We start from the raw sequence: 21010 nt of genomic DNA, 5'->3' as shown, positions 1-21010 counted from the left end.
GGGCAAGCGCGATGCCAAGACGCTACTTCTTTTCCGCCACGGTTTGCGAAGTCTCGGCCGCGTCCTTCTCGGCGGCGGCGTACTTGTTGCGCTTGAACAGCATCCGGTCCTCCGGGCCGAAGCCGCGTTTCCAGATCACGAACCCATAGGTCGCAAGGATGGCCGGCACACCGAAGGCTAGCTCGGCCCATTCGGGAAGGAATGTTGCAAGGATGCCCACCAACACCGCCGGCGCGACCGCCCAGACGAGCGACCAGCGGAAGGGATTGATCGGTTGCTTGATCAGGCGCGACAGCAGGAAGGCTTTCACCAGGCTGGCCAATCCGAGCGAGACCATCAGCGCGATGGCCGCCGCCGCGGCCTTGAAGGGCTCGCCATAGCCATTGCTGACCATCAAATCGATGAAGAGGATCGTGAGCAACGCCTGCACCGCGATCGTGGCGATGGAGATCCACAAGTTGCGCACCCGCGCGATGTAGACGAGCACCGCTTCCGACACGACCGCCGTGGCCGCAACCACTTCGGCGGCGAGCAGGAACGCAAGCGCGCCCGTACCGCCGACGAATTCCGGTCCCACGAGGCCCATCACGGCTTCGCCCGGCACGCCGAGCGCCAGCGCGATGCCGGCCTGCATGGCGATGATCCAGAAACCGACCTGGCAGATCTGCTTGGCGATAGCTTCGTAGTTCTTGATCTTGAGGTTCTTGGTGATGACTGGACCAAGGATCGGCTCGAAGCTGGTCTTCAGCTTCTGCGGCAGGCTCGCGACCTGCTGGGCGATGTAATAGACGCCCACCGCTGCAGGCGCGGCGAAGAGGCCGAGGATGAGGATGTCGACCCGGCGCGTGCCCCATTCGATGGCGTCGGCGGTCGCCAGCGGCAAGGCGCGGGCGGTCATCCGGCCCATGTAAACCGGGTGCGGACGCCACTTTCGCGGAGGGCCATAGCTGCGGAAGAAGGACCACAGGCCCACGGCCAGCCCGGCGTAGATAGACACCAAATAGGCGAGCGACAGGCCGGAATCCGACAGGACGGGCACGAAGTAGAACACGCCTGCCATGATCGAAATCGTCCACGGCTCCACCACGGCGCGCGCGCGCACGGTGGTGGCGATGTCGTATTTGTAAGCCTGCGCGGCCAGCACGATCTCGGTCAGCGCGTAACCGGGAATGGCAAGTACAACGAGCCGGTCGAGCTCGGTGAACTCCCCGCTCGGAAAGAGGGGGGCGGGCACGAACCAGAAGAACAGCGCGGCAAGACTGGAAAAGATCAGTGCGAGCAGCATCCCGTCGTAAACGAGGTTTGCCGGATGCGCTTCCTCGCCATCGGAAAGGCGCTGCGCAAGGCCGCGCTTTTCGCCCATGGCGCAGACCAGCGCCACCAGTTCGACGACCACCAGCGCGGAAGCGAATCGGCCGAGCGCGTCGGGCCCGTAGAGCCGTCCGGCGATGAACAGGAACGGCAGGCGCGCAAGCAGGCGCAGGATGAAGCCGAGAAAATTCTGCTTACCGCCCTTGGCGATGGCGGACATGTCGTCTTCGCTGGCGGCGGTGCTCATCCCGCGACATCCTGTTCCGCTTTGAGCGGACGCGACAGGATGCCCTGCACCACCTCGCGCGGATCGTCGCCCTTGAGGAGGTCGTAGACCGCCGTGACAATGGGCATGGCGATGCCGTGCCGCGCGGCGAGTTCGACCAGTACCGGCGCAGTGTGCGCGCCTTCGGCGACGGTTCGCCGGTCGGCCATCAGCTCCTCGGCCCTATGGCCTTCGCCCAGCGCCTTGCCGAGCGAGAAATTGCGGCTGGAGGTGGAGGAACAGGTGAGCACGAGATCGCCGAGGCCGCACAGGCCCGTCAGCGTTTCGGGCCTTGCGCCCTTGGCCTCGCCGAAGCGCAGCATTTCGGCATAGCCGCGCGCGATCAGGGCAGCGCGGGCGTTCTGGCCCAGCTGCAAGCCCTCGACCACGCCGCAGGCGATGGCGAGGACATTCTTGACCGCCCCGCCGATTTCCGCGCCGACCACGTCGTCGGAATAATAGGGCCGGAAGGCAGCGCGCGCGATGTGGGGCGCGATGCGGTCCCACTGGTCCTCGCCGCCGGCGCAGGCCAGGGTCGAAGCCGCGGGCAGTCCGGCGGCCACTTCATGTGCGAAGGTCGGGCCCGACAGGACGGCGATCTCGCTCCCCGGTGCCGCGTCGCGCGCGACCTGGTTCATCAGGCGGCCCGACCCTGCCTCGATGCCCTTGGAACACAGCACGAGGTCACGCGGGTGGCGCGGCATGGCTGCGAGCACGCTGCCCATGTGCTGTGCGGGCGTGACCACCAGCAGCACATCGAGCGCGGCCATTTCGGCAAGGTCGTCGCTAGCCGTGATCGAGGGGGCGAGCGTGGCGCTGGGCAGGTAGACCGTGTTGGTGCGCTGCGAATTGATTTCGTCGACCAGTTCGGCCTCACGCGCCCAGAGGAGCACGTCGCTGCCGTCGCTTGCCACCATCTGCGCCAGCGCCGTTCCCCACGCGCCTGCACCGAGGACGCCGATGGGCCGGTCCGAGGATGCTCGCAAATTCATGCCTTCACTCCTGCCCCGCGGACGGGCTCTGCGTCGGGATCGAGCGGCCAGCGTGGCCGTGCGGAAATTTCGAGCGGGTCGGGGATGAAATCGGGAAGCGCCAGCCGCTCGATCCCCGCCCAGGCGATCATGGCGGCGTTGTCGGTGCACAGCTTAGGCGGCGGCGCGGTGAAGCGCATCGCGTGGGCTTGGGCCACATCCTCGAGCGCGGCGCGCACCGAGGCGTTGGCAGCGACTCCGCCGGCCACCACAAGCGTCTTGCAATCCTCCATCTGGGCCAGCGCGATCCGCAGGCGGTCGGTCACGCAGTCGATGGCCGCCTGCTGGAAGCTCGCGGCAATGTCTTCGGGCTTGTATTGGCCGCTCTCATGCGCGCGCAGGACTGCGCTCTTGAGGCCGGCGAAGCTGAAATGCGGTTCGCCGCTGCCGACCATGGGGCGGGGCAGGGGGACCGCTTTTGCATCGCCTTCCTTCGCCACGCGCTCGACCGCAGGGCCGCCTGGGAAGCCGAGGCCCAGGATCTTGGCGGTCTTGTCGAAAGCTTCGCCCAGCGCATCGTCGATAGTGGTCGCGAGGCGGCGGTACTGGCCCACGCCGTCGACGCGCAGGATCTGGCAATGGCCGCCGGAAACGAGCAGCAGGGCGTAGGGAAAATCGAGAGCTGCGTCGGCAAGCCGCGGGCTCAGAGCATGGCCTTCGAGGTGGTTGACCGCAATCAGCGGCACGTCGCTCGCCATCGCCAGAGCCTTCGCGCTCACCAACCCGACCATGACCCCGCCAATAAGGCCCGGACCCGCCGTGGCGGCAATCGCGTCGAGATCGCCCAGAGCGACATTCGCATCGGCCAGCACGCCCTCGATCATCGGGGCGAGCCGCTCGGCATGGGCGCGTGCGGCGATCTCGGGCACGACGCCGCCGAAGGGCGCGTGTTCCGCGTCCTGCGAGGCGATCCGCTGCGCCACGATGCGCCGGTCGCCGTCGACAAGCGCGGCGGCGGTTTCGTCGCAGGAACTCTCTATGCCCAGTACGAGTGTCATTGCGCTTCCCCTTAGCGGTCTCGCTCGTTAGGGCAAGCAATCGCATGCCCGATAACGCTCCTTTCCGCCTCGGAACCCGCCGCTCCCCGCTCGCCATGGCGCAGGCCCACGAAGCCCGCGCACGGCTGTGCGCCGCGCATGGCTGGGACGAAGCGCGGGTCGAACTGGTCCCCGTCATCGCCAGCGGCGACAAGATACAGGACCGCCCGCTAGCCGATATCGGCGGCAAGGCGCTGTGGACGCGCGAGCTCGACATCTGGCTGGCAGAAGGCCGGATCGACGCCGCAGTCCACTCGATGAAGGACGTGGAGACGATCCGCCCGGACGCGATCGCCATCGCCGCCATCCTTCCGCGCGAGGACAAGGCCGACGTGCTGCTCGGCGCGACTTCGCTCGAAGCGATCCCGCAAGGTGCGAAGGTCGGCACCAGCGCGCCGCGACGGGCGGCGCAATTGCTCCACGCGCGCCCCGATCTCGAAGTGGTCGGCATTCGCGGCAATGTCGCCACCCGCATGGCCAAGCTGCAGGCCGGCGAGGCGGACGCGACCTTCCTTGCCGCAGCGGGCCTTGCCCGGCTGGGCGAGAAGGGAGTGGGCGTTAGGCTCGACCCCGAGGACTGGCTTCCTGCCCCGGCGCAGGCCGCCATCGGCATCGAATGCCGCGCCTCGGACGAGGAGGCGCAAGCTATCCTCGCCGCCATTGATCACGCGCCCAGCCGCGAGGAAGTGCTGGCCGAGCGTGCGCTTTTGGAAGGCTTGGGCGGCACCTGTCACAGCCCGATTGCGGCTCTGACCCGGCGCGAGGGCGATGCGCTGCGCATGACCGCCGCGATCTACAGCCCCGATGGCGCGATCCGCATTGCGCGCGACGCGATTTTCGCGCCCGGCGATCTCGACGCGCCGCGCCAGCTGGCCGCCGACCTGCTCGCCGAAGCGCCCGCCCATGTCGCGGCGCATTTCGGCAGCTTCGCCTGATGCGCAAGCTGTTCGTTTTTCGCCCGGAGCCGGGCCTGCGCGTGACGCTGGAAACCGCCGAAGCGCTCGGCCTCGAGGCCAGTGGTTGCGCGCTGTTCAAGGTTGCCCCGGTCGAATGGTCGCTGCCCGACACAGGCGATGTCGATGCGCTTCTGGTCGGCAGTTCGAACGCTTTTCGCGAAGGCGGCAAGCAACTCGACAAGCTGGAAGGCCTGCCCGTTTACGCCGTGGGAGAGGCTACGGCAGAGTCGGCGCGCGAAAAAGGCTTCATGGTCACGCTCACCGGCAAGGGCGGTTTGCAGCACGTGCTCGACGAGGTGGCGGGGCGCGAACTCACATTCCTGCGACTGGCGGGCGAAAAGATGGTCGAGCTCTCGCCGCCCATCGGCATCGCAATAGAGACGCGCGTCGTCTACCGTATGCGGCCGCGCGACATTTCGCCTTCGATCAGCAAGGAAATGCGCGAAGAGGGAGGGGTGGCCCTTCTCCATTCGGGCGAGGCGGCGCTGCGCCTGATCGAGGAGTGCGAGCGGCTCGGCATCGACCGCAAGACCATCACCGTCGCCGCGCTCGGCCCGCGCATCGCCGAAATGGCGGGCGATGGCTGGGAGGCTGTCCACACCGCGCACGCACCGCGCGATGCCGAGCTACTGGCCTTGGCGCAGGCTTTGTGCCAAGGCTGACCGCGGGGAATATCGCGGCACAATGAGAGCCGCGAACGGGTCGCGGATTGGAGTGGAATGGACGAGTTTTCGAGCAACCGGCGCACGCGCAGCCGCTCCATGCGGCCGATGCTGCTCGCGGTCGCGGGCTCCTTCGCCCTTGGCGGCGCGCTGGTCGGTTACGTCACATGGCGGATGAACCAGGACGAGGCGGTCGACGCTGCGCCGACTGAGGGTGAGCAGGCAACCTTGGCGGAGCCCGTCGCCGAGGGCCAGCCCGTACCTTCGCCCAGCGCCCGGCCGACCCGCGCTGCCAACGCCGAGACGGTCGAGCAGATGGCCGAACAGCAGGGCGGGATCGACCAGCGCCTCGCTGCGGCCGAACAGCGCCTGTCGCGCCTCGATCTGCAGGCGCAGGCCGCCGCCGGCAACGCCGCGCGCGCCGAAGGACTCCTGATCGCCTTCGCCATACGCCGCGCCATCGATAAGGGCGCCGAACTCGGCTATCTTGCGGACCAGCTACGGCTTCGTTTCGGCGACGCGCTGCCCAACGCGGTCAACACTATCCTCACCTTCTCGCGCGAGCCGGTAACACTCGACCAGCTGACCGCGCGGCTCGACGGGCTCGCCCCGCAATTGCAGTCGGGCGACGATCGCGGCGGGTTCGAACGCTTTACCGAGGAACTGGGCGCGCTCTTCACCATCCGCCGCGAAAGCGCGCCGTCGCCGCAGCCCGAAATGCGTATCGAACGCGCGCGGCTGTTCCTGCTCTCGGGCCGGACCGACAGCGCGATTGCCGAAGTGCGCGAAATGCCCGGCGCGGCCAATGCGCAAGGCTGGCTGCGCGATGCGGAACGCTATGCCGCGACCCAGCGCGCGCTCGACCTGATCGAGACTTCGGCCGTGCTTGAACCGCGACGCCTGCGTGACGGGGCCGGCAACCGGATTTCGCAGCCCAGCCCGGTGGAAGAGTAGGCCTCAGGCCTTCATCAGCTCGGGCACATCGCCCGAAACGCCGCGCGCCTCGTCCATGAAGAAACGCTTGAGCCAGCCCGAGCGCTGGACTCCGGCCATGCCAAAGCGGCGCACCGCGCTCGCGGTCTTGCCCGGCACGCCGAACAGGCGGGTGAGCGTATCGGTCGCGCCCATGACCATGAGGGAATCGAGCGCGCGCCACTTCTCATAGCGCTCCAGCACCTGCGCATCGCCGAGGTCTAGCCCGAGACGGCGGGCATCGCCCAGCACTTCGACCAGCGCGCCCACATCGCGCAGGCCAAGGTTCAGCCCTTGTCCCGCAATCGGGTGCATGCCGTGCGCGCTGTCGCCGACCAGCGCCATGCGCTCGCCCACGATCCGCGCGGTGTGCTGGAAGCTGAGCGGATAGGAGGACCGTCCGCTGTTGAGCTCAAGGCGGCCGAGAATGTCGCCCATGCGCTTTTCGACTTCGGCAAGGAAGGCGCGGTCGGACAGCTTGAGCACGCCGGCGGCGTCCTTCTCGTCCACCGTCCACACCAGCGCGCTGCGGTGCTTGCCGTCGGGGCCGTCGAGCATGGGGAGGAGCGCGAAGGGGCCGTCCTCGTAGAAGATCTCCCACGCCACGCCTTGGTGCGGCCTGGAATGGTTGAGGCCGGTGATGATTGCGCGGTGCGAATAATCCCAGCTCGCCATCTTGAGCCCTTCTTCCTCGCGCGTGGGCGACCCGCGCCCTTCCGCGCCAACGAGGAGATCGGCTTCGAGAACCGTGCCGTCGCCCAAAGTGGCGCTGGCGGTGAAGGCGTCGCGATGGCGGCTGGCTACATCGACCGGCGCGTGCATGGCGATCAGCGGCTCGTTCTTCGCCGCTTCGAACAAGGCGATGCGCAGTTGGCGGTTGGCGAACATGCGGCCCAGCGTGCCTTCATGCGGTTCGGGGCGGAAATCGATCCGGCCCGGCTTCATCTGGTCGACGACTGCAATCGCTTCGATTGGGGAGCCGTGCTCTTCGAGGCTTTCGGCCAGGCCGATGTTGCGGAACAGGCGCCAGCTCGCGGTCGAGATCGCCGAGGCGCGCCCGTCGAAGCCCTCTGCGGTCAGGTCTGCCGGATCGGCCCGGTCGACCAGATGGCTTGAAAGCCCCTGTTTTGCTGCTGCCAGCGCCAGTGTGGTGCCGACGAGGCCGCCGCCGAGGATGAGCAGGTCGCGCTTGTCTGTCATGGCGCCAGTCCCTAATGCGCGAAATGTGACGGAAGCAAGCAGAATGGACGGCTTGATGGGGACGCTGCGCCTGCTGCTGGCGTTGCTGGCCCTCGTCCTGCCCGCCAGTCTCTCAGCGCAGGAAGCGCGCTTCGGCGACGAGAATATCGCCGTCGAACTGCGCGCCGACGGACCACCGGTGCCGGGCGAAACCTGGATGCTGGCGCTGCATTTCACCCCGTCGAGCCTCGAATGGCACGGCTATTGGTCTAATCCTGGCGACGCGGGGCAGGGCATGAGCCTTACGCTCGACCTGCCGGAGGGCTGGGAAGCGGGCGAGCCGCTCTATCCCGTGCCACAGCGGCTCGTGATCTCCGGCCTGATGAACCACATTTACGAAGGCGAATACGCCGTGCTGGTGCCGGTGGAGGTGCCACCAAACGCAGCAGTCGCCAACATCGCGCCGATAGCCGGCTACGTCTCCTACCTCGCCTGCACCGACCGCATCTGTGTGCCGCAGGACGCGCGGCTGGCGCTGGAGCAGGGTGGCGATTTCACGCGCTGGCAGGCGAAGATCGCGCCGAAGCTCGACAGCGTGGCGGGGTACGAGGTCCAGCGCAACCGCCTGCGCGTTGGTATCCCGCTTCCCGCCGATCTCGAACTCGGGGACCTCCATCTCTTCGTCGGCACGAGCGATTTCGGCAGCGGCCTCGCGCCCGATTACGCCGCGGTGCAAACCTTCGTGCGCGAAGGCGACCTGCTGGTGGCCGAGGTACCCCTGAAACAGCGGCAAGGCTTCGACCCATCGCCCTTGCCGGAGACCGTGACCGGCATCCTTTCGCTGGGCGAGGGGCAGGGGCTGCGCTTCGAGGCCGAACAGCGCGACGTGCCGCTCGAAGGCGTGAAGCCGCTTCGTGGACCGGTCGACACGCCGGCGCTCTGGGTGCTCCTGATCGCGGCGCTTGCCGGTGGGTTGCTGCTCAACATCATGCCCTGCGTCTTCCCCATCCTCAGCCTCAAGGCACTGGCGCTGGCCAAGGCGGGCGGGGACGAGATATCGGCACGCCGCGATGCGCTCGCCTATACAGCCGGGGTCGTGCTGGCCTGCGCGGCGCTGGGCGCGCTGATCCTGCTGCTGCGGTCCGCAGGGCAGCAGATCGGCTGGGCTTTCCAATTGCAGGAGCCGCTGGTGGTGGCGGCGCTGCTCATGCTCGCGCTGGCGATCACGGCCAATTTCCTCGGCCTGTTTGAAGTGCCGGGCCTTGCGATTTCGGGGCGCGGGGCGAGCACAGGGGGCAGTTTCGCCACCGGCCTGCTCGCCGCCTTCGTGGCGACGCCCTGCACCGGCCCTTTCATGGCGCTGGCGCTCGGCGCGGCGCTGGTGCTGCGGCCGATCGAGGGCTTTGCGATCTTCACTGCGCTCGGTGTCGGCCTTGCGCTGCCCTTCCTGCTGATCGGCTTCATTCCCGCCTTCCGCCGCCGCCTGCCCAAGCCGGGGCCGTGGATGGAGCGTTTCCGCCGCTGGATGGCGCTACCGATGGGCCTCACCGCGTTGGCGCTGGCGTGGCTTGCCTGGAGGGTCGGAGGATGGTCCTTCCTGATCGCGGCGGTTGTGGCCGCGCTCATGCTCATCAACGCCCTGATTGCGTTCTCGTCCGTGCCGACCGCGAAGGTGACGCCGCGCAAATGGCTCCGGCCCGTCTGGCTCGCGGCGCTGGCGTTTTCCGTATTCCTGCTCGTGCGCGAAGAGCCCGTGCCCGTGGAGATGGCCGCCGAAAGCCTGCTCGAGCCGCAGCCCTTCTCGGAAGCCGCGCTGGCCGAGGCGCGCACCTCGGGCAAGCCCGTCTTCGTGTGGTTTACCGCCGACTGGTGCGTCACCTGCAAGGTCAACGAAAGCGTGGCGATCGAGCGCGAGGATACGCGCGCTGCATTCGAGAAGGGAGGTGTGATTGCCCTGCGCGGCGACTGGACGCGGACCGACCCGGAAATTTCCGCTTTCCTCGCCCGGCAAGGGGCCGCCGGTGTGCCGCTCTATCTGTGGTATCCGCCGGGGGGCGACGCGCAGCAATTGCCGCAGGTGCTTACGCCGGATCTGCTAGTGGATCTTGCGGCAAAGCCATCGCGCTAGCGCAAGCGGTGATGAACTCGCCCGGTGCGCGGCTGGGGTTGAGCTTTACCGAGCCGGCGCCCGGCACCGTCGCCTCGACCTGGCGGGGGCCAGTGAGAACTTCGAGCCGCGGGTCGTCGGCCGTAACCCTTCCGCGCCAGAGCCAGACGCCTTCGTCCTCCTGCTCGGCATCAATCCAAAGGCGCTCGACGTGGCCGTTGCCGATCAGCGCAAGAACCGCCTTGGCTTCCGCATCGGCGCGGACATAGCGCGTGTAAGCGATCGTCCCGTCCTCGCAGGCGAGCGAGAGCAGCGGCGTCTCGCCCGGCTTGCCGTAGAGGAGCCGCCCCGATTGCCCGCGCGCCCATGTGGCCCCTTCAGTCTCGGGCGAGGCGATCGGATCGATCGGACGCGTCCGTTCATCCGAGACCTCGTCCCGCGCGAGGTAATCGTCCGAGGCCGGCGGTTTGCACGCGGCGAGGATCATCAGGGGGGCGAGGATGGCAGGGCGAAGCATGCGCGCAGCTATGCCACGCGGCACGGCCACCGCAAGAGGGCGACCGCGCGTTTCACCGGTCAGGGCTTTCCGCCCATCCGCTTGTACCGCGTCTTGCCGTAACGTGTCTTGCGTGTGCCGGGCCGTCCGGCATCGCTGCGGCCGACGCGCGGGGCCTTCTTCTCCTCGTCGCCAAGGCCGAGTTCGTCGTTCTCGAGACGGCGGATCTCGTCGCGCAAGCGCCCGGCTTCCTCGAACTCCAGATCGGCGGCGGCCTTGCGCATGCGCTTTTCGAGGTCTTCGATATAGGCGCGAAGGTTGTGGCCGACGAGATTGTTGCGCTCGTCGTCGCCGGTTTCGACCGTAACCCCGTCCTGCGCGGCCGTATGCGCGACGATGTCGGCGATATTGCGCTTGATCGTCTTGGGCGTGATGCCGTGTTCTTCGTTATAGGCCTTTTGCTTTTCGCGGCGGCGGTCGGTTTCCGCCATAGCGCGTTCCATGCTGCCGGTGATGCGGTCGGCGTAGAGGATGACGCGGCCTTCCACATTGCGCGCCGCGCGGCCGATGGTCTGGACGAGGCTGGTTTCGCTGCGCAGGAAGCCCTCCTTGTCGGCATCGAGAATGCAGACGAGCCCGCATTCGGGAATGTCGAGACCTTCGCGCAGCAGGTTGATGCCCACCAGCACGTCATAGACTCCAAGACGCAGGTCGCGGATGAGCTCGATACGCTCCAGCGTCTCCACGTCGGAGTGCATGTAGCGGACCTTCACGCCCGCCTCGTGCATGAATTCGGTAAGGTCCTCCGCCATGCGCTTGGTCAGCGTGGTGACGAGCGTGCGATAGCCCAGTTTCGCGGTCTTCTTGCATTCCTCGATACAGTCCTGGACCTGGTCCTCGACCGGCTTGATCTCGACCGGCGGGTCGATGAGGCCGGTGGGGCGGATAACCTGTTCGGCAAAGACCCCGCCGGTCTGCTCCATCTCCCACGTGCCGGGCGTTGCCGAGACACAGAAGGTCTGCGGGCGCATCGCGTCCCATTCATTGAAGCGAAGCGGGCGGTTGTCGATGCAGCTGGGCAGGCGGAAGCCGTATTCGGCCAGCGTGATCTTGCGCCGGTGGTCGCCCTTGGCCATCGCGCCGATCTGCGGCACGGTCTGGTGGCTTTCATCGACGAAAAGCAGCGCGTTTTCGGGCAGGTATTCGAACAGCGTCGGCGGCGGTTCGCCGGGGAGCCGCCCGGTAAGGAAGCGGCTGTAGTTCTCGATCCCCGCGCAGGAGCCGGTAGCGGCAATCATCTCGAGATCGAAATTGGTGCGCTGTTCGAGGCGTTGGGCTTCGAGCAGGCGGCCATCCTCGTGCAGTTCCTTGAGCCGTTCGGTCAGCTCGAACTTGATGGCCTCGGACGCCTGTTTCATCGTCGGGCCGGGCGTGACGTAGTGCGAATTGGCGTAGACGCGCACCTTGTCGAGGCTCGCGCCTTTCTTGCCTGTGAGCGGGTCGAACTCGCTGATTTCCTCGATCTCGTCGCCGAAGAAGCTGATCCGCCAGGCCATGTCCTCGTAATGCGAGGGGAAGATTTCGAGGCTGTCGCCGCGCACGCGGAAATTGCCGCGCGCGAAACCGGCATCGTTGCGCTTGTACTGGAGGGCAACCAGCTTGCGGATCAACTCGCGCTGGTCGACCGTGCTGTCCTTCACGATGTCGAAGATCATCGCGGAGTACGTCTCGACCGACCCGATACCGTAGAGGCAGGACACCGAGGCGACGATGATGACATCGTCCCGTTCCAGCAGCGCGCGCGTGGCCGAGTGGCGCATCCGGTCGATCGCCTCATTCACCGAGCTTTCCTTCTCGATGTAGGTGTCCGACCGCGGCACATAGGCTTCGGGCTGGTAGTAGTCGTAATAGCTGACGAAATACTCGACCGCGTTTTCCGGGAAGAAGCTCTTGAATTCGCCATAGAGCTGCGCGGCGAGGATCTTGTTAGGGGCGAGGATCAGGGCGGGGCGCTGCAGTTCCTCGATCACCTTGGCCATGGTGAAGGTCTTGCCCGAACCGGTCACGCCGAGCAGCACTTGAGTCTGTTCGTCCTCGCGCGCGGAGCCGACCAGTTCGGCAATCGCGGTCGGCTGGTCGCCGCTCGGCGTATAATCGCTGACGAGCTTGAACTTCTTGCCCGGCATCGACTTCTCGGGTCGCGCCGGCTTGTGCGGGACGAATTCGCCGGTTGTGTCGGGTTCTTCGAGGCCGCGACGGATTACTAGACCTTGGCTCATGGGTTCGGGCATCCTCTGATCGCGGTATGGGAGTTCTCGACAAGGAACGCCGCGCCGGTCGGGCTGGTTGCCCGAACAAGCGAAGTGACGCTGTTCGAGGGCTCCCATACCGCGACCGCGAAGCGGCGGGTCAATTTGGCTTCCTCACTTCGTTGCTCGTCAATCACGATGGGTCTCCATAGCTCTTTCCTCGCGCCTATTGAGAAAGCCAAATTGACTCCGTCAGAGGGTGTCCGAACCCATGAGCCAAGGTCTGGTTCTGCCATGCGCGCACATATGGGGAACGTGGATGATCGGCGCAACGTGTGTTGCGTGGGCGCGCGATACTGCTAGCGTCGAAGCCGCACTTTTAGGGGAAGATTTCCATGTTTCGTTTCGTAACCACTGCCTGCGCCGCGCTGACGCTTGCCGCGTGCTCCTCGGGCAGCGAAGATGTCGACGCCGATGGCGATGGCAAGGTCTCGGCGGAAGAAGCCGAAGCCGCCATGGCCAAGGTCCGTCCGCTGGAGCCGGGCGAATACACGATGAGCATGGAAATCGTCGAACTGACCGACCCGACCATGAGCGAGGAAGAGGTGGCGCAGGCCAAGCAGTTCTTCTCCGCCATGAGCGGCATGGCCCCGCCGCGCTGCCTTAGCGAGGAAGAAGCCAAGGAAGGCATGATGGGCGTCGCCGAGACGATCCAGAACGGTGATTGCACCATCGACAGCCTGACCTCGAGCGAGGACGGCATGGAAGGCGCGATGACCTGCAAGGGCGAGAACGGCAACGACGCCAAGGTCAACATGACGACCACTTCGACCGGCACGGAATCGGAAATGACCATGAACGTGGTCGAGCCGACCGCCGATGGCGACCGCACCGTGACGATGAAGGTCGGCATGACCCGCACGGGCGACTGCACGCAGGGCGCGACGGCGCCGTAAGTCGCACCTACGCCTGAAGGCGCATTCAGGAACCGGCCATCGTTGCGGCGCATTATTGCCGAACGATGGCTACATTACCCTTCCAGGAAACACGGGCTGAATGGGGCCGCCGGCTGGCGCTGGCGGCTGAGCCGTGCCCGGATGACGCGCGCGGCCCCCGTGCGCTGCTGCTTGCAGGCGAATTCCTCTGGCCGTTCGAGCCGCTGAAGCGGCGGTTCTCTACGCTGGAGGTCTCTCCTGCACGGCATCCGAAGCATGTCATGCTGCTGCCCGGTTTCGGCGCGCATCCGATCCGCATGCGCTGGATGGCGCGGCAGCTGGAAAAGGCGGGGCACACGGCGAAGAAGTGGGGGCTGGGCTACAATCTCGGCGCCACTGCCGACCGGTTTGCCAAGGTCGAGAAGCGCCTGCTCGCTCTTTACGAAAACAAGGGCGAGCCGATCGTGCTGGTCGGCTGGAGTCTCGGAGGTGTGATGGCTCGTGAACTGGCGAAAAAGCATCCGGACAAGGTCGCCAAGGTCGTGACAATGGGCTCGCCTTTCTCGGGCAGCCCGCGGGCGAACAACGGCTGGCGCGCCTATCAGGCGATTGCCGGTCACCGCGTCGACGAGCCCGAAATCGAGACCGATGTGAAGGAGAAGCCCCCCGTGGAAACGGTCGCCTTCTGGAGCCCGCGCGATGGCGTGGTCGCTCCCAAATGCGCCTGCGGCAAGCCGGGCGAGCGCGACCGCGCGGTGGCCCTGCGCTGCACCCACATGGGCTTCGTCCTTTCGAATGAGGGCGTTGCCGCGCTTCTTTCGGAACTGGACCGCGCCTGAACCTTTAGTCCTGTAACACCGCGGGCGTCCTGCCAGGCGGGATCGGACTTCAAGGGGATCCATGAGCGGCAACGCCGAGTTTTTCAACGAGATGCGCGGTGCCGACGGCACGGTGCGTCCCGCCTATTCCGACTATTGCAAATGGTTCGACGACCAGGACCAGAAGCTCCTGCGCCGCAAGCACGGCGAGGCCGAGACCAACTTCCGCAAGACCGGCATCACCTTCAATGTCTATGGCGAGGACGAAGCCGAAGAACGCCTCATCCCCTTCGACATGGTGCCGCGCATCATCGACGCGGGCGAGTGGCGGCGGCTGACCCGCGGGATCGAGCAGCGTGTGTCGGCGCTCAACGCCTTCATGCACGATCTCTACCACCGCCAGGAAATCGTGCGCGCCGGACGCCTGCCCGAACGCCTCCTGCGCCACAACGAGGCGTGGCTGCCGAACATGGTCGGCTTCACCCCGCCGGGCGGGGTCTACACGCATATCGTCGGCATCGACCTCGTGCGCACGGGGCCGGATGAATTCTTCGTGCTCGAGGACAACGCGCGCACGCCCTCCGGCGTGAGCTACATGCTCGAGAACCGCGAGACGATGATGCAGATGTTCCCCGAGCTGTTCCTGCGCTGCCCGGTGGAACAGGTGTCGGACTATCCGCGCCGCCTCGCCAAGAGCCTCGCCGCCTGCGCGCCCGATTGCGCCGGGGATCGCCCCGTTGTCGCCGTGCTGACGCCGGGCATCTTCAACTCCGCCTATTTCGAACACGCCTTTCTCGCCGACCAGATGGGCGCGGAGCTTGTCGAGGGCAGCGACCTGCGCGTCGTCGACGGCCGCGTCGCGATGCGTACCACCAGCGGATATAAAGCGGTGGACGTGATCTATCGGCGGGTGGACGACGAATTTCTCGATCCCCTGACCTTCAATCCCGACAGCGTGCTGGGCGTGCCGGGGATCATGGACGTTTACCGTTCGGGCGGCGTCACCATTGCCAACGCTCCGGGCACGGGCGTGTGCGACGACAAGGCGATCTATTCCTTCATGCCCGAAATCGTCGAGTTCTACACCGGCGAGAAACCGCTGCTGCCGAACGTGGAAACGTGGCGCTGCGCGGATGAGGACAGCCTCAAATACGTGCTCGACAATTTGGCCGAGCTGGTGGTCAAGGAAGTGCACGGATCGGGCGGCTACGGCATGCTCGTCGGCCCGGCCTCGACCAAGAAAGAGATCGAGGAGTTTCGCCACAAGATCGTGGAGAACCCCGACAATTACATCGCGCAGCCGACACTTTCGCTGTCGACCTGTCCGATCTTCACCAAGAAGGGCCTCGCACCGCGCCACGTGGACCTGCGCCCCTTCGTCCTCGTCTCGCCCGACAAGATCGACATCACGCCCGGCGGCCTGACCCGCGTGGCGCTGAAGGAAGGGTCGCTGGTGGTGAACTCCAGCCAGGGCGGCGGCACGAAAGATACCTGGGTGCTCAAAGACTGATGCTGGGAAGAACCGCAAACGGCCTGTTCTGGATGTTCCGCTATCTCGAGCGGGCGGAAAACACCGCACGCCTGCTCGATGCGGGGCTGCGCATGGCACTCACACGCGATCTCGTCACAGCCGAAGAGGAATGGCGTTCGGTCATCTCCACCGCCGGCCAGCAAAGCGCCTACGAGATGAGGCACGCAAGCTACACCGGGCACCAGGCGTGGAATTTCATGCTGCGCGAGAAGGACAATGCAGCCAGCATCCTGTGCATGTACAAGCTCGTCCGCCAGAACGCGCGCCTTGCCCGCAACGCGATCAGCGGCGAATTGTGGGAGGCGATCAACGAGAACTGGCTGATCATCGACGAGCAACTCGCCAAGCCCGTCGGCGAGAACAAGGTCATGGACACGGTCAAGACCATCCGCCGCGCAGGTACCATGGCGCGCGGGGCGCTGCAGGGTTCGATGCTGCGCGAAGAAGGCTATCACTTCTCGCTGGCCGGCATGTTCATCGAGCGCGCCGATGCCATCGCCCGCATCCTCGACATCAAATATTACCTGCTGCTGCCCTCGCTATCCTATGTGGGGTCCAGCCTCGATACGGGACAGTGGGACACGGTCCTGCGCTCCGTTTCGGGCGACCGCGCCTATCGCTGGCTTAACGCGGGCCATATCGACGCGCGCAATATCTGCGAATTCCTGATCCTCGACGACCGCTTCCCCCGCAGCCTCGCCTTCTGCCATTCGCAGCTGCGCGAGAACCTTGCCGCGCTCGCCCGGCTGCACGGGACGGAGGGCGAAAGCAACGCGCTGATGCGCGACGCCGACACGCGGCTGAGCGAGCTCAGCATCGACGAGATTTTCGAGCAGGGCCTGCACGAATTCCTGATCGATTTCACCGCCACCAACGCCTCCATCGCCGAGGCCATCGCCACCGATTACAGGTTCCTCAGCTGATGCGCCTCTCCATCCGCCACACCACCCGCTATCGCTTCGACAATCCGGTTGTCCACGCGCTCCAGCGCCTGCGACTGACGCCCAAGGAAACGCAGGGGCAGGAAATCCTCGAATGGTCGATGGAATACGATAACGCGCATGAAGAGCTGGTCTATGAAGACCAGCATCACAACACCACCGTGCTGGTCGGCGTGGAGCCTGGCACGCGGGAGGTGACGATTACTTGCCGCGGCAAGGTCGACACGCATGATCACGCCGGTGTCATCGGCCGCCATGCCGGCCACCTGCCGCTCTGGAGCTTTCTGGCGCAGACGAAGCTTACGCGGCCGGGCAAGGGCATTTCCAGGCTGGTCGAGGAAGTTCGCAGCCTTGGCGGCGAACGGCTAGACATGCTGCACGAACTCTCCCGCCGCACGCTGGAGCGGGTTAAATACAAGATCGGCACGACCAACACCGGTACGACGGCGGAGGAAAGCTACGCCGCGCAGTCGGGCGTGTGCCAGGACCACGCGCATATCTTCATCGGCGCCGCGCGCGCGCTGGAGGTCCCGGCGCGCTATGTGTCGGGCTACCTCATGATGAACGACCGGATCGAACAGGAGGCCACGCATGCCTGGGCCGAGGCATTCGTCGAGGGGCTGGGCTGGGTCGGCTTCGACATCTCCAACGGGATCAGCCCGGACGAACGCTATGTCCGCGTGGCGACGGGGCGCGACTATCGCGATGCTTCGCCCGTCACGGGAATAAGTTTCGGCAACACATCGCAGGTGACCGAAGTCGACGTCGAGGTCGAACAGCAGCAGCAAGTGCAGCAGTAAGCGAAAGAGACATATGACATATTGCGTGGGAATGGTGCTTGAGAAGGGCCTTGTGCTGATGAGCGACACGAGGACGAATTCGGGTGTCGACAACATCTCGGTCTTTCGCAAGATGTTTACCTGGCAGGTGCCGGGAGAGCGGATCATCACGCTGATGACGGCGGGCAATCTCGCCACCACGCAGGCGGTGATCAGCCAGCTCGAAGAACGCACCAAGGAGCCGGACGAACGCGACAACATCCTCCTGAAATCGCCGACCATGTTCCAGGTCGCCACCGAGATCGGGCGGTTGATGCGCGGCATCATTTCCGAACGGCAGGACGCCAACGGCGTGAAGGGCAGGGGGCGGTTCACCGCCTCGATCATCGTCGCCGGCCAGATCAAGGGCATGGAACCGCGCCTGTTCATGGTCTATCCCGAAGGCAATTTCATCGAGGCCAGCCTCGACACGCCCTTTTTCCAGATCGGCGAGACCAAATACGGGCGCCCCATCATCCTTCGCGGCTATGACCGCCAGATGAGCCTCGAAGATGCGGCCAAGCTGCTGATGGTCAGTTTCGATTCCACCCTGAAGGCCAATCTGTCGGTGGGCCTCCCGCTCGACCTGCAGGTGATCGAACGCGACACTTACGAGGCAGGGCACCAGCACCGGATCGGGCATGACGACAGCTATTTCGCAGCGATTTCGGACGGCTGGGGCGATGCTTTGAAGAACGCCTTCCACTCGCTGCCGGACTACAGTTTCTATCGTCCGGACGATTGACCGGGCAGCTGTGGGGCTCGCGAAAAGAATACATCCAAATTGAAGCTATCGCTGTGACGCACAATACTGAGGGTGTTCCCCAAGAACGCGAGCGTTTAGAACCACATCCGTAGTGTTACGGAATGCGCACTACCCCCTATTGTGGAAAGAATAGTCGCCATGGAACAGCGACTAACACTTCACATCGTCGATGGGTCTTGCCGTTCCCGGGCCGAACAAGCGCGGCTCGGGTTCGAATTGGGTCATCATTGCGAAATTTATTCGGATCTCGACGAGCTGATGCTCTGTCCGCCCGATGGCGGGGTGGTCCTTGCCCGGGATGACGAAGGGTTCGGCAACGCCTCCGATGTTCTGCGCGTCCTCTCCGATGCCGGGGTCTGGGTCCCGGTCGTGGGGACCTCGCAGGAACCGCGTCCCGGCCAAGTGGTGACGGCGATCAAGGCCGGCGCGCTCGATTATCTGCGACTTCCCTTGCGCGAAGAGCGTGTGCAGGAGACGATCGAACGGATCGCCATCGAAGCGCGCGCTTATGGCGAGGCGCGGCGCAAGATGGTCGAAGCGCGCAACCGCATCGCCAGCCTCTCTCCCCGCGAGCGCGAGGTGCTGGACTGGCTCGCCGAAGGGCGCAGCAACAAGATGATCGCGCGCGAACTCCATATCAGCCCGCGCACTGTGGAAATCCATCGCGCCAACATGATGACCAAGCTCGGCGCGCATCATGCAGCCGAAGCCGTTCGGCTCCGCATCGAGGCGCATCTGGACAACAGGCAGAGAGTGCAGGTGGGCTGAAACCCGCCGCCCCTTCGGGATCGCAACCGGATACCTGTCCAGAACGCCCTAACGGCAGAAGCTGCCCGAACCGTGCTCCAGGTGGAGGTGGTCGCGATGCGCAGCGTTGTAATCGGGGCCGAGTACGGTGCCGAAACGCTTGCAGGCGCTGCGGTGGATGGTGCGCAGGAAGGCGCGCTCCTGCTCGCTGCCGTTCCAGCCAGAAACCAGGCTGATGCGCCGACCGTCAGCGAGCACAAAGGCGCTGACATCGATCGCTTCGGCGCGGGAATGGGCGGACAGGCGGCCCGTGCCGGCGACATTGCGGCAGGAATAGCTGCCCATGGTCTCGATCCGGACCAGCGGACTGCCGAGAATCTGGCGCGCGGCGCGGTCCACACCGTAGCGCGCCCAGGCGGCGAAGGTGTTCGCGAGCGGGCAGGCAAGGGGCCCGAGATTGGTCACGGTCAGTGGCCCGAGATCGCCGCCGACCCGTTCGAGCTGGACGCTGTCGAGCGCCGTGCAGCCCGCACCGTAATAGCGATCGGCGAGCGGCGCGAAGTCCGCGCCTGAACTGCCCAGCTCCGCCACGCATTGGCGCGCCTGTGGCTTTTCCCAATTGGCGCCGGTGGAGGTGGTCGCAGCGGGCCGTGCGACAGGTTCGCGATTGTCGGGAGAAACGCCGCATCCCGCCAGCGCAAGGGGAAGTAACGCAAGAGCGGGATAGCGGCGCATATCCATGAGGTAGGCCTTGTATGGTTAACATCGCGCTAACAGGAGTCGCCGAACCGCACTTGCGCACGCGCGGCATTTAGCCTATTAGCTAAATGACTATGACAACCGTGTTCGACGCCCTGTCCCATCCTATCCGCCGCGAGGTGCTGGAGCTGCTCAAGCACGGCGGCAAGTCGGCCGGCGATCTCGCCGACCACTTCCCGGTCTCCAAGCCGACCATGTCGGGCCACTTCGCCAAGTTGAAATCCGCCGGTCTCATTCTCGGTGAGAACCGGGCGGGGAGCATCATCTACACGCTCAACATGTCGACGCTGGAAGAGGCGTTGCACGGCTTCATGGCGCGGATGGACATCGCGGGGCCCGAAACCGCCGATAACCGGAAAGGAAAGACAGCATGAAAGTTACGCGTCCCCTGCTGGCCAGCCTCGCCCTGGCGGCGGCTATGGCTGTGTTCGCCTTCGTCACGGCGGCACGCGTGCCGGCCGACGCCGTCCTGCCCACCCACTGGGACGCGAGCGGCACGCCCGATGCTTTCAGCCCGGCGCTCTGGGCGCTGCTCATGCCCGCCGGGCTTGCCGCCATCACTTCGCTCATCCTCGCGATCATCCCGCGGATCGAGCCGCTGCAGGACAAGCTGGAAGGCTCCGCGCCGCTGCTGCGCGCAGCCTGGATCGGGATCATGCTGCTGTTCGTCATCATCCAGGCGACCATCGGCCTGCCCGCCTACGGAATCGACATGCCGGTCAACGCGATCATGCTGGGGATCGGCGTGATGCTGGTCATGCTCGGCAACGCGCTGCCCAAGAGCCGCCCGGGCTTCTTCGTCGGCATCCGCACGCCTTGGGCAATCATGGATGCCGACAATTGGATTGCGACCCACCGCCTCGGCGGCAAGCTGATGATGCTGGCCGGTCTCGTCATCATCGTCACTAGCCTAGCGCCGGTCAGCCCGGAAGTGACCGCAATCGTGGTCCTTGTGTCGGTGTTCGGTGCCGCTCTGGTGCCGTTCGGGTACAGCTGGTGGCTGTGGCAGAAGGGGCGGGGCAGCAAGGCCTAATCGGGCGCAAGAACCTGCTCCCAAAGCTCGATCTTGACCCCGTCGGGATCGAGCAGCCAGGCGAACTTGCCATAGCCCTCGTCGACGCTGTCGAGCACGTCCACGCCCTTGTCCTTCAACTGGGTGACGAAGGTGTCGAGATCGTCGACCCGCAGGTTGATCATGAAACCGCCCTTGCCGGGCTTGATGTATTCCTCGTCCTTGAAATGGCTGATGAGGGAGTAGGGCTTCTCGCCCTTCTCTTCGGCCCAATCGAGCTGCGGGCCGTAGGGCCCATCGATGCCAAGGGTGTCGCGATACCAGGCGCGGGTCGCTTCGGGATCGCTTGCCACGTAGAAAACGCCGCCAAGGCCGGTGATCTTCGCCATTAGTCTCTCCCGCTGGTGTTCGCACGATG

21 protein-coding genes are annotated in these 21010 nt (G+C 65.6%); 13 read left to right on the top strand and 8 right to left on the bottom strand.

The window, feature by feature from the left end; translation table 11 throughout:
• Positions 1 to 22: 22 nt before the first annotated feature.
• The 3 genes from K3148_RS01435 to tsaD are packed head-to-tail and all read right to left on the bottom strand — an operon-like array spanning position 23 to position 3605.
• Positions 23 to 1558 carry a lipopolysaccharide biosynthesis protein gene (locus K3148_RS01435; RefSeq protein WP_221425574.1) on the bottom strand — a complete coding sequence of 512 codons (1536 nt, stop codon included), beginning with the start codon at positions 1556 to 1558 and terminating at the stop codon, positions 23 to 25.
• Positions 1555 to 2568 (bottom strand): NAD(P)H-dependent glycerol-3-phosphate dehydrogenase, encoded by a 1014-nt coding sequence (locus tag K3148_RS01430; protein WP_221425573.1) that lies wholly within the window; start codon positions 2566 to 2568, stop codon positions 1555 to 1557. Before K3148_RS01430 ends, K3148_RS01435 begins: the two co-directional genes overlap by 4 nt.
• Positions 2565 to 3605 carry a tRNA (adenosine(37)-N6)-threonylcarbamoyltransferase complex transferase subunit TsaD gene (tsaD, locus tag K3148_RS01425; RefSeq protein ID WP_221425572.1) on the bottom strand — a complete coding sequence of 347 codons (1041 nt, stop codon included), beginning with the start codon at positions 3603 to 3605 and terminating at the stop codon, positions 2565 to 2567. Before tsaD ends, K3148_RS01430 begins: the two co-directional genes overlap by 4 nt.
• A 44-nt stretch (positions 3606 to 3649) precedes the next feature.
• Here tsaD and hemC point away from each other — a divergent pair, with 44 nt between their 5' ends.
• The 3 genes from hemC to K3148_RS01410 are packed head-to-tail and all read left to right on the top strand — an operon-like array spanning position 3650 to position 6216.
• Entirely contained in the window at positions 3650 to 4579 is a 930-nt protein-coding gene (gene hemC, locus K3148_RS01420) for a hydroxymethylbilane synthase (RefSeq protein ID WP_221425571.1), read from the top strand.
• On the top strand, positions 4579 to 5262 hold the full coding sequence (locus tag K3148_RS01415; RefSeq protein WP_221425570.1) for a uroporphyrinogen-III synthase: 684 nt from the start codon (positions 4579 to 4581) through the stop codon (positions 5260 to 5262). The genes hemC and K3148_RS01415 overlap by 1 nt, the downstream gene beginning before the upstream one ends.
• Positions 5263 to 5319: 57 nt before the next feature.
• Entirely contained in the window at positions 5320 to 6216 is an 897-nt protein-coding gene (locus K3148_RS01410; protein WP_221425569.1) for an MICOS complex subunit MIC60, read from the top strand.
• Positions 6217 to 6219: 3 nt separating this feature from the next.
• Here K3148_RS01410 and K3148_RS01405 read toward each other — a convergent pair whose 3' ends face one another.
• Positions 6220 to 7434: an FAD-dependent monooxygenase gene (locus K3148_RS01405; RefSeq protein WP_221425568.1), complete on the bottom strand. Its 1215-nt coding sequence runs from the start codon at positions 7432 to 7434 to the stop codon at positions 6220 to 6222.
• 43 nt (positions 7435 to 7477) lie between these two features.
• Here K3148_RS01405 and K3148_RS01400 point away from each other — a divergent pair, with 43 nt between their 5' ends.
• Positions 7478 to 9541 (top strand): protein-disulfide reductase DsbD family protein, encoded by a 2064-nt coding sequence (locus tag K3148_RS01400; RefSeq protein ID WP_221425567.1) that lies wholly within the window; start codon positions 7478 to 7480, stop codon positions 9539 to 9541.
• Here K3148_RS01400 and K3148_RS01395 read toward each other — a convergent pair.
• Together K3148_RS01395 and uvrB are read right to left on the bottom strand one after the other, a co-directional pair.
• Positions 9495 to 10037: a hypothetical protein gene (locus tag K3148_RS01395; RefSeq protein WP_221425566.1), complete on the bottom strand. Its 543-nt coding sequence runs from the start codon at positions 10035 to 10037 to the stop codon at positions 9495 to 9497. The two genes, K3148_RS01400 and K3148_RS01395, sit on opposite strands and share 47 nt — an antisense overlap.
• Before the next feature lie 59 nt (positions 10038 to 10096).
• Complete coding sequence (gene uvrB, locus K3148_RS01390) at positions 10097 to 12295, bottom strand: excinuclease ABC subunit UvrB (RefSeq protein WP_221425565.1); 2199 nt, start codon at positions 12293 to 12295, stop codon at positions 10097 to 10099.
• Between the two features lie 365 nt (positions 12296 to 12660).
• Between uvrB and K3148_RS01385 the strand changes: the two genes are divergently transcribed.
• From K3148_RS01385 to K3148_RS01355, 7 genes are all read left to right on the top strand, one after another.
• Complete coding sequence (locus K3148_RS01385) at positions 12661 to 13221, top strand: DUF3617 domain-containing protein (protein ID WP_221425564.1); 561 nt, start codon at positions 12661 to 12663, stop codon at positions 13219 to 13221.
• Between the two features lie 65 nt (positions 13222 to 13286).
• Positions 13287 to 14039, top strand: coding sequence for an esterase/lipase family protein (locus K3148_RS01380; protein ID WP_221425563.1), 753 nt, complete (start codon positions 13287 to 13289; stop codon positions 14037 to 14039).
• A 61-nt stretch (positions 14040 to 14100) separates the two neighbouring features.
• Positions 14101 to 15528, top strand: a complete 1428-nt coding sequence (locus K3148_RS01375) for a circularly permuted type 2 ATP-grasp protein (protein WP_221425562.1) — start codon at positions 14101 to 14103, stop codon at positions 15526 to 15528.
• Positions 15528 to 16472, top strand: a complete 945-nt coding sequence (locus K3148_RS01370; protein WP_221425561.1) for an alpha-E domain-containing protein — start codon at positions 15528 to 15530, stop codon at positions 16470 to 16472. The genes K3148_RS01375 and K3148_RS01370 overlap by 1 nt, the downstream gene beginning before the upstream one ends.
• The gene (locus K3148_RS01365; protein ID WP_221425560.1) at positions 16472 to 17290 is read left to right on the top strand and encodes a transglutaminase family protein; all 819 of its coding nucleotides are present in this window, start codon (positions 16472 to 16474) and stop codon (positions 17288 to 17290) included. The genes K3148_RS01370 and K3148_RS01365 overlap by 1 nt, the downstream gene beginning before the upstream one ends.
• Positions 17291 to 17303: 13 nt before the next feature.
• On the top strand, positions 17304 to 18053 hold the full coding sequence (locus K3148_RS01360) for a proteasome-type protease (protein WP_221425559.1): 750 nt from the start codon (positions 17304 to 17306) through the stop codon (positions 18051 to 18053).
• A 279-nt stretch (positions 18054 to 18332) separates the two neighbouring features.
• A complete protein-coding gene (locus K3148_RS01355) occupies positions 18333 to 18842 on the top strand; it encodes a response regulator transcription factor (RefSeq protein ID WP_345719535.1) in 510 nt (169 codons plus the stop codon).
• 48 nt (positions 18843 to 18890) lie between these two features.
• On the opposite strand, the gene K3148_RS01350 is transcribed toward K3148_RS01355, so the two are convergent.
• The gene (locus tag K3148_RS01350; RefSeq protein ID WP_221425557.1) at positions 18891 to 19562 is read right to left on the bottom strand and encodes an extensin family protein; all 672 of its coding nucleotides are present in this window, start codon (positions 19560 to 19562) and stop codon (positions 18891 to 18893) included.
• Positions 19563 to 19648: 86 nt separating this feature from the next.
• Between K3148_RS01350 and K3148_RS01345 the strand changes: the two genes are divergently transcribed.
• Positions 19649 to 19954: a metalloregulator ArsR/SmtB family transcription factor gene (locus tag K3148_RS01345; RefSeq protein ID WP_425594646.1), complete on the top strand. Its 306-nt coding sequence runs from the start codon at positions 19649 to 19651 to the stop codon at positions 19952 to 19954.
• On the top strand, positions 19951 to 20613 hold the full coding sequence (locus tag K3148_RS01340) for an SdpI family protein (protein ID WP_221425556.1): 663 nt from the start codon (positions 19951 to 19953) through the stop codon (positions 20611 to 20613). Before K3148_RS01345 ends, K3148_RS01340 begins: the two co-directional genes overlap by 4 nt.
• On the opposite strand, the gene K3148_RS01335 is transcribed toward K3148_RS01340, so the two are convergent.
• Complete coding sequence (locus K3148_RS01335) at positions 20610 to 20981, bottom strand: VOC family protein (protein ID WP_221425555.1); 372 nt, start codon at positions 20979 to 20981, stop codon at positions 20610 to 20612. The genes K3148_RS01340 and K3148_RS01335 overlap by 4 nt on opposite strands.
• Positions 20982 to 21010 lie beyond the last annotated feature (29 nt).

Origin of the sequence: Qipengyuania aurantiaca, assembly GCF_019711375.1 — a bacterium.
GTDB lineage: Bacteria > Pseudomonadota > Alphaproteobacteria > Sphingomonadales > Sphingomonadaceae > Qipengyuania > Qipengyuania aurantiaca.
This window is presented reverse-complemented; position numbering and strand designations above follow the sequence as displayed.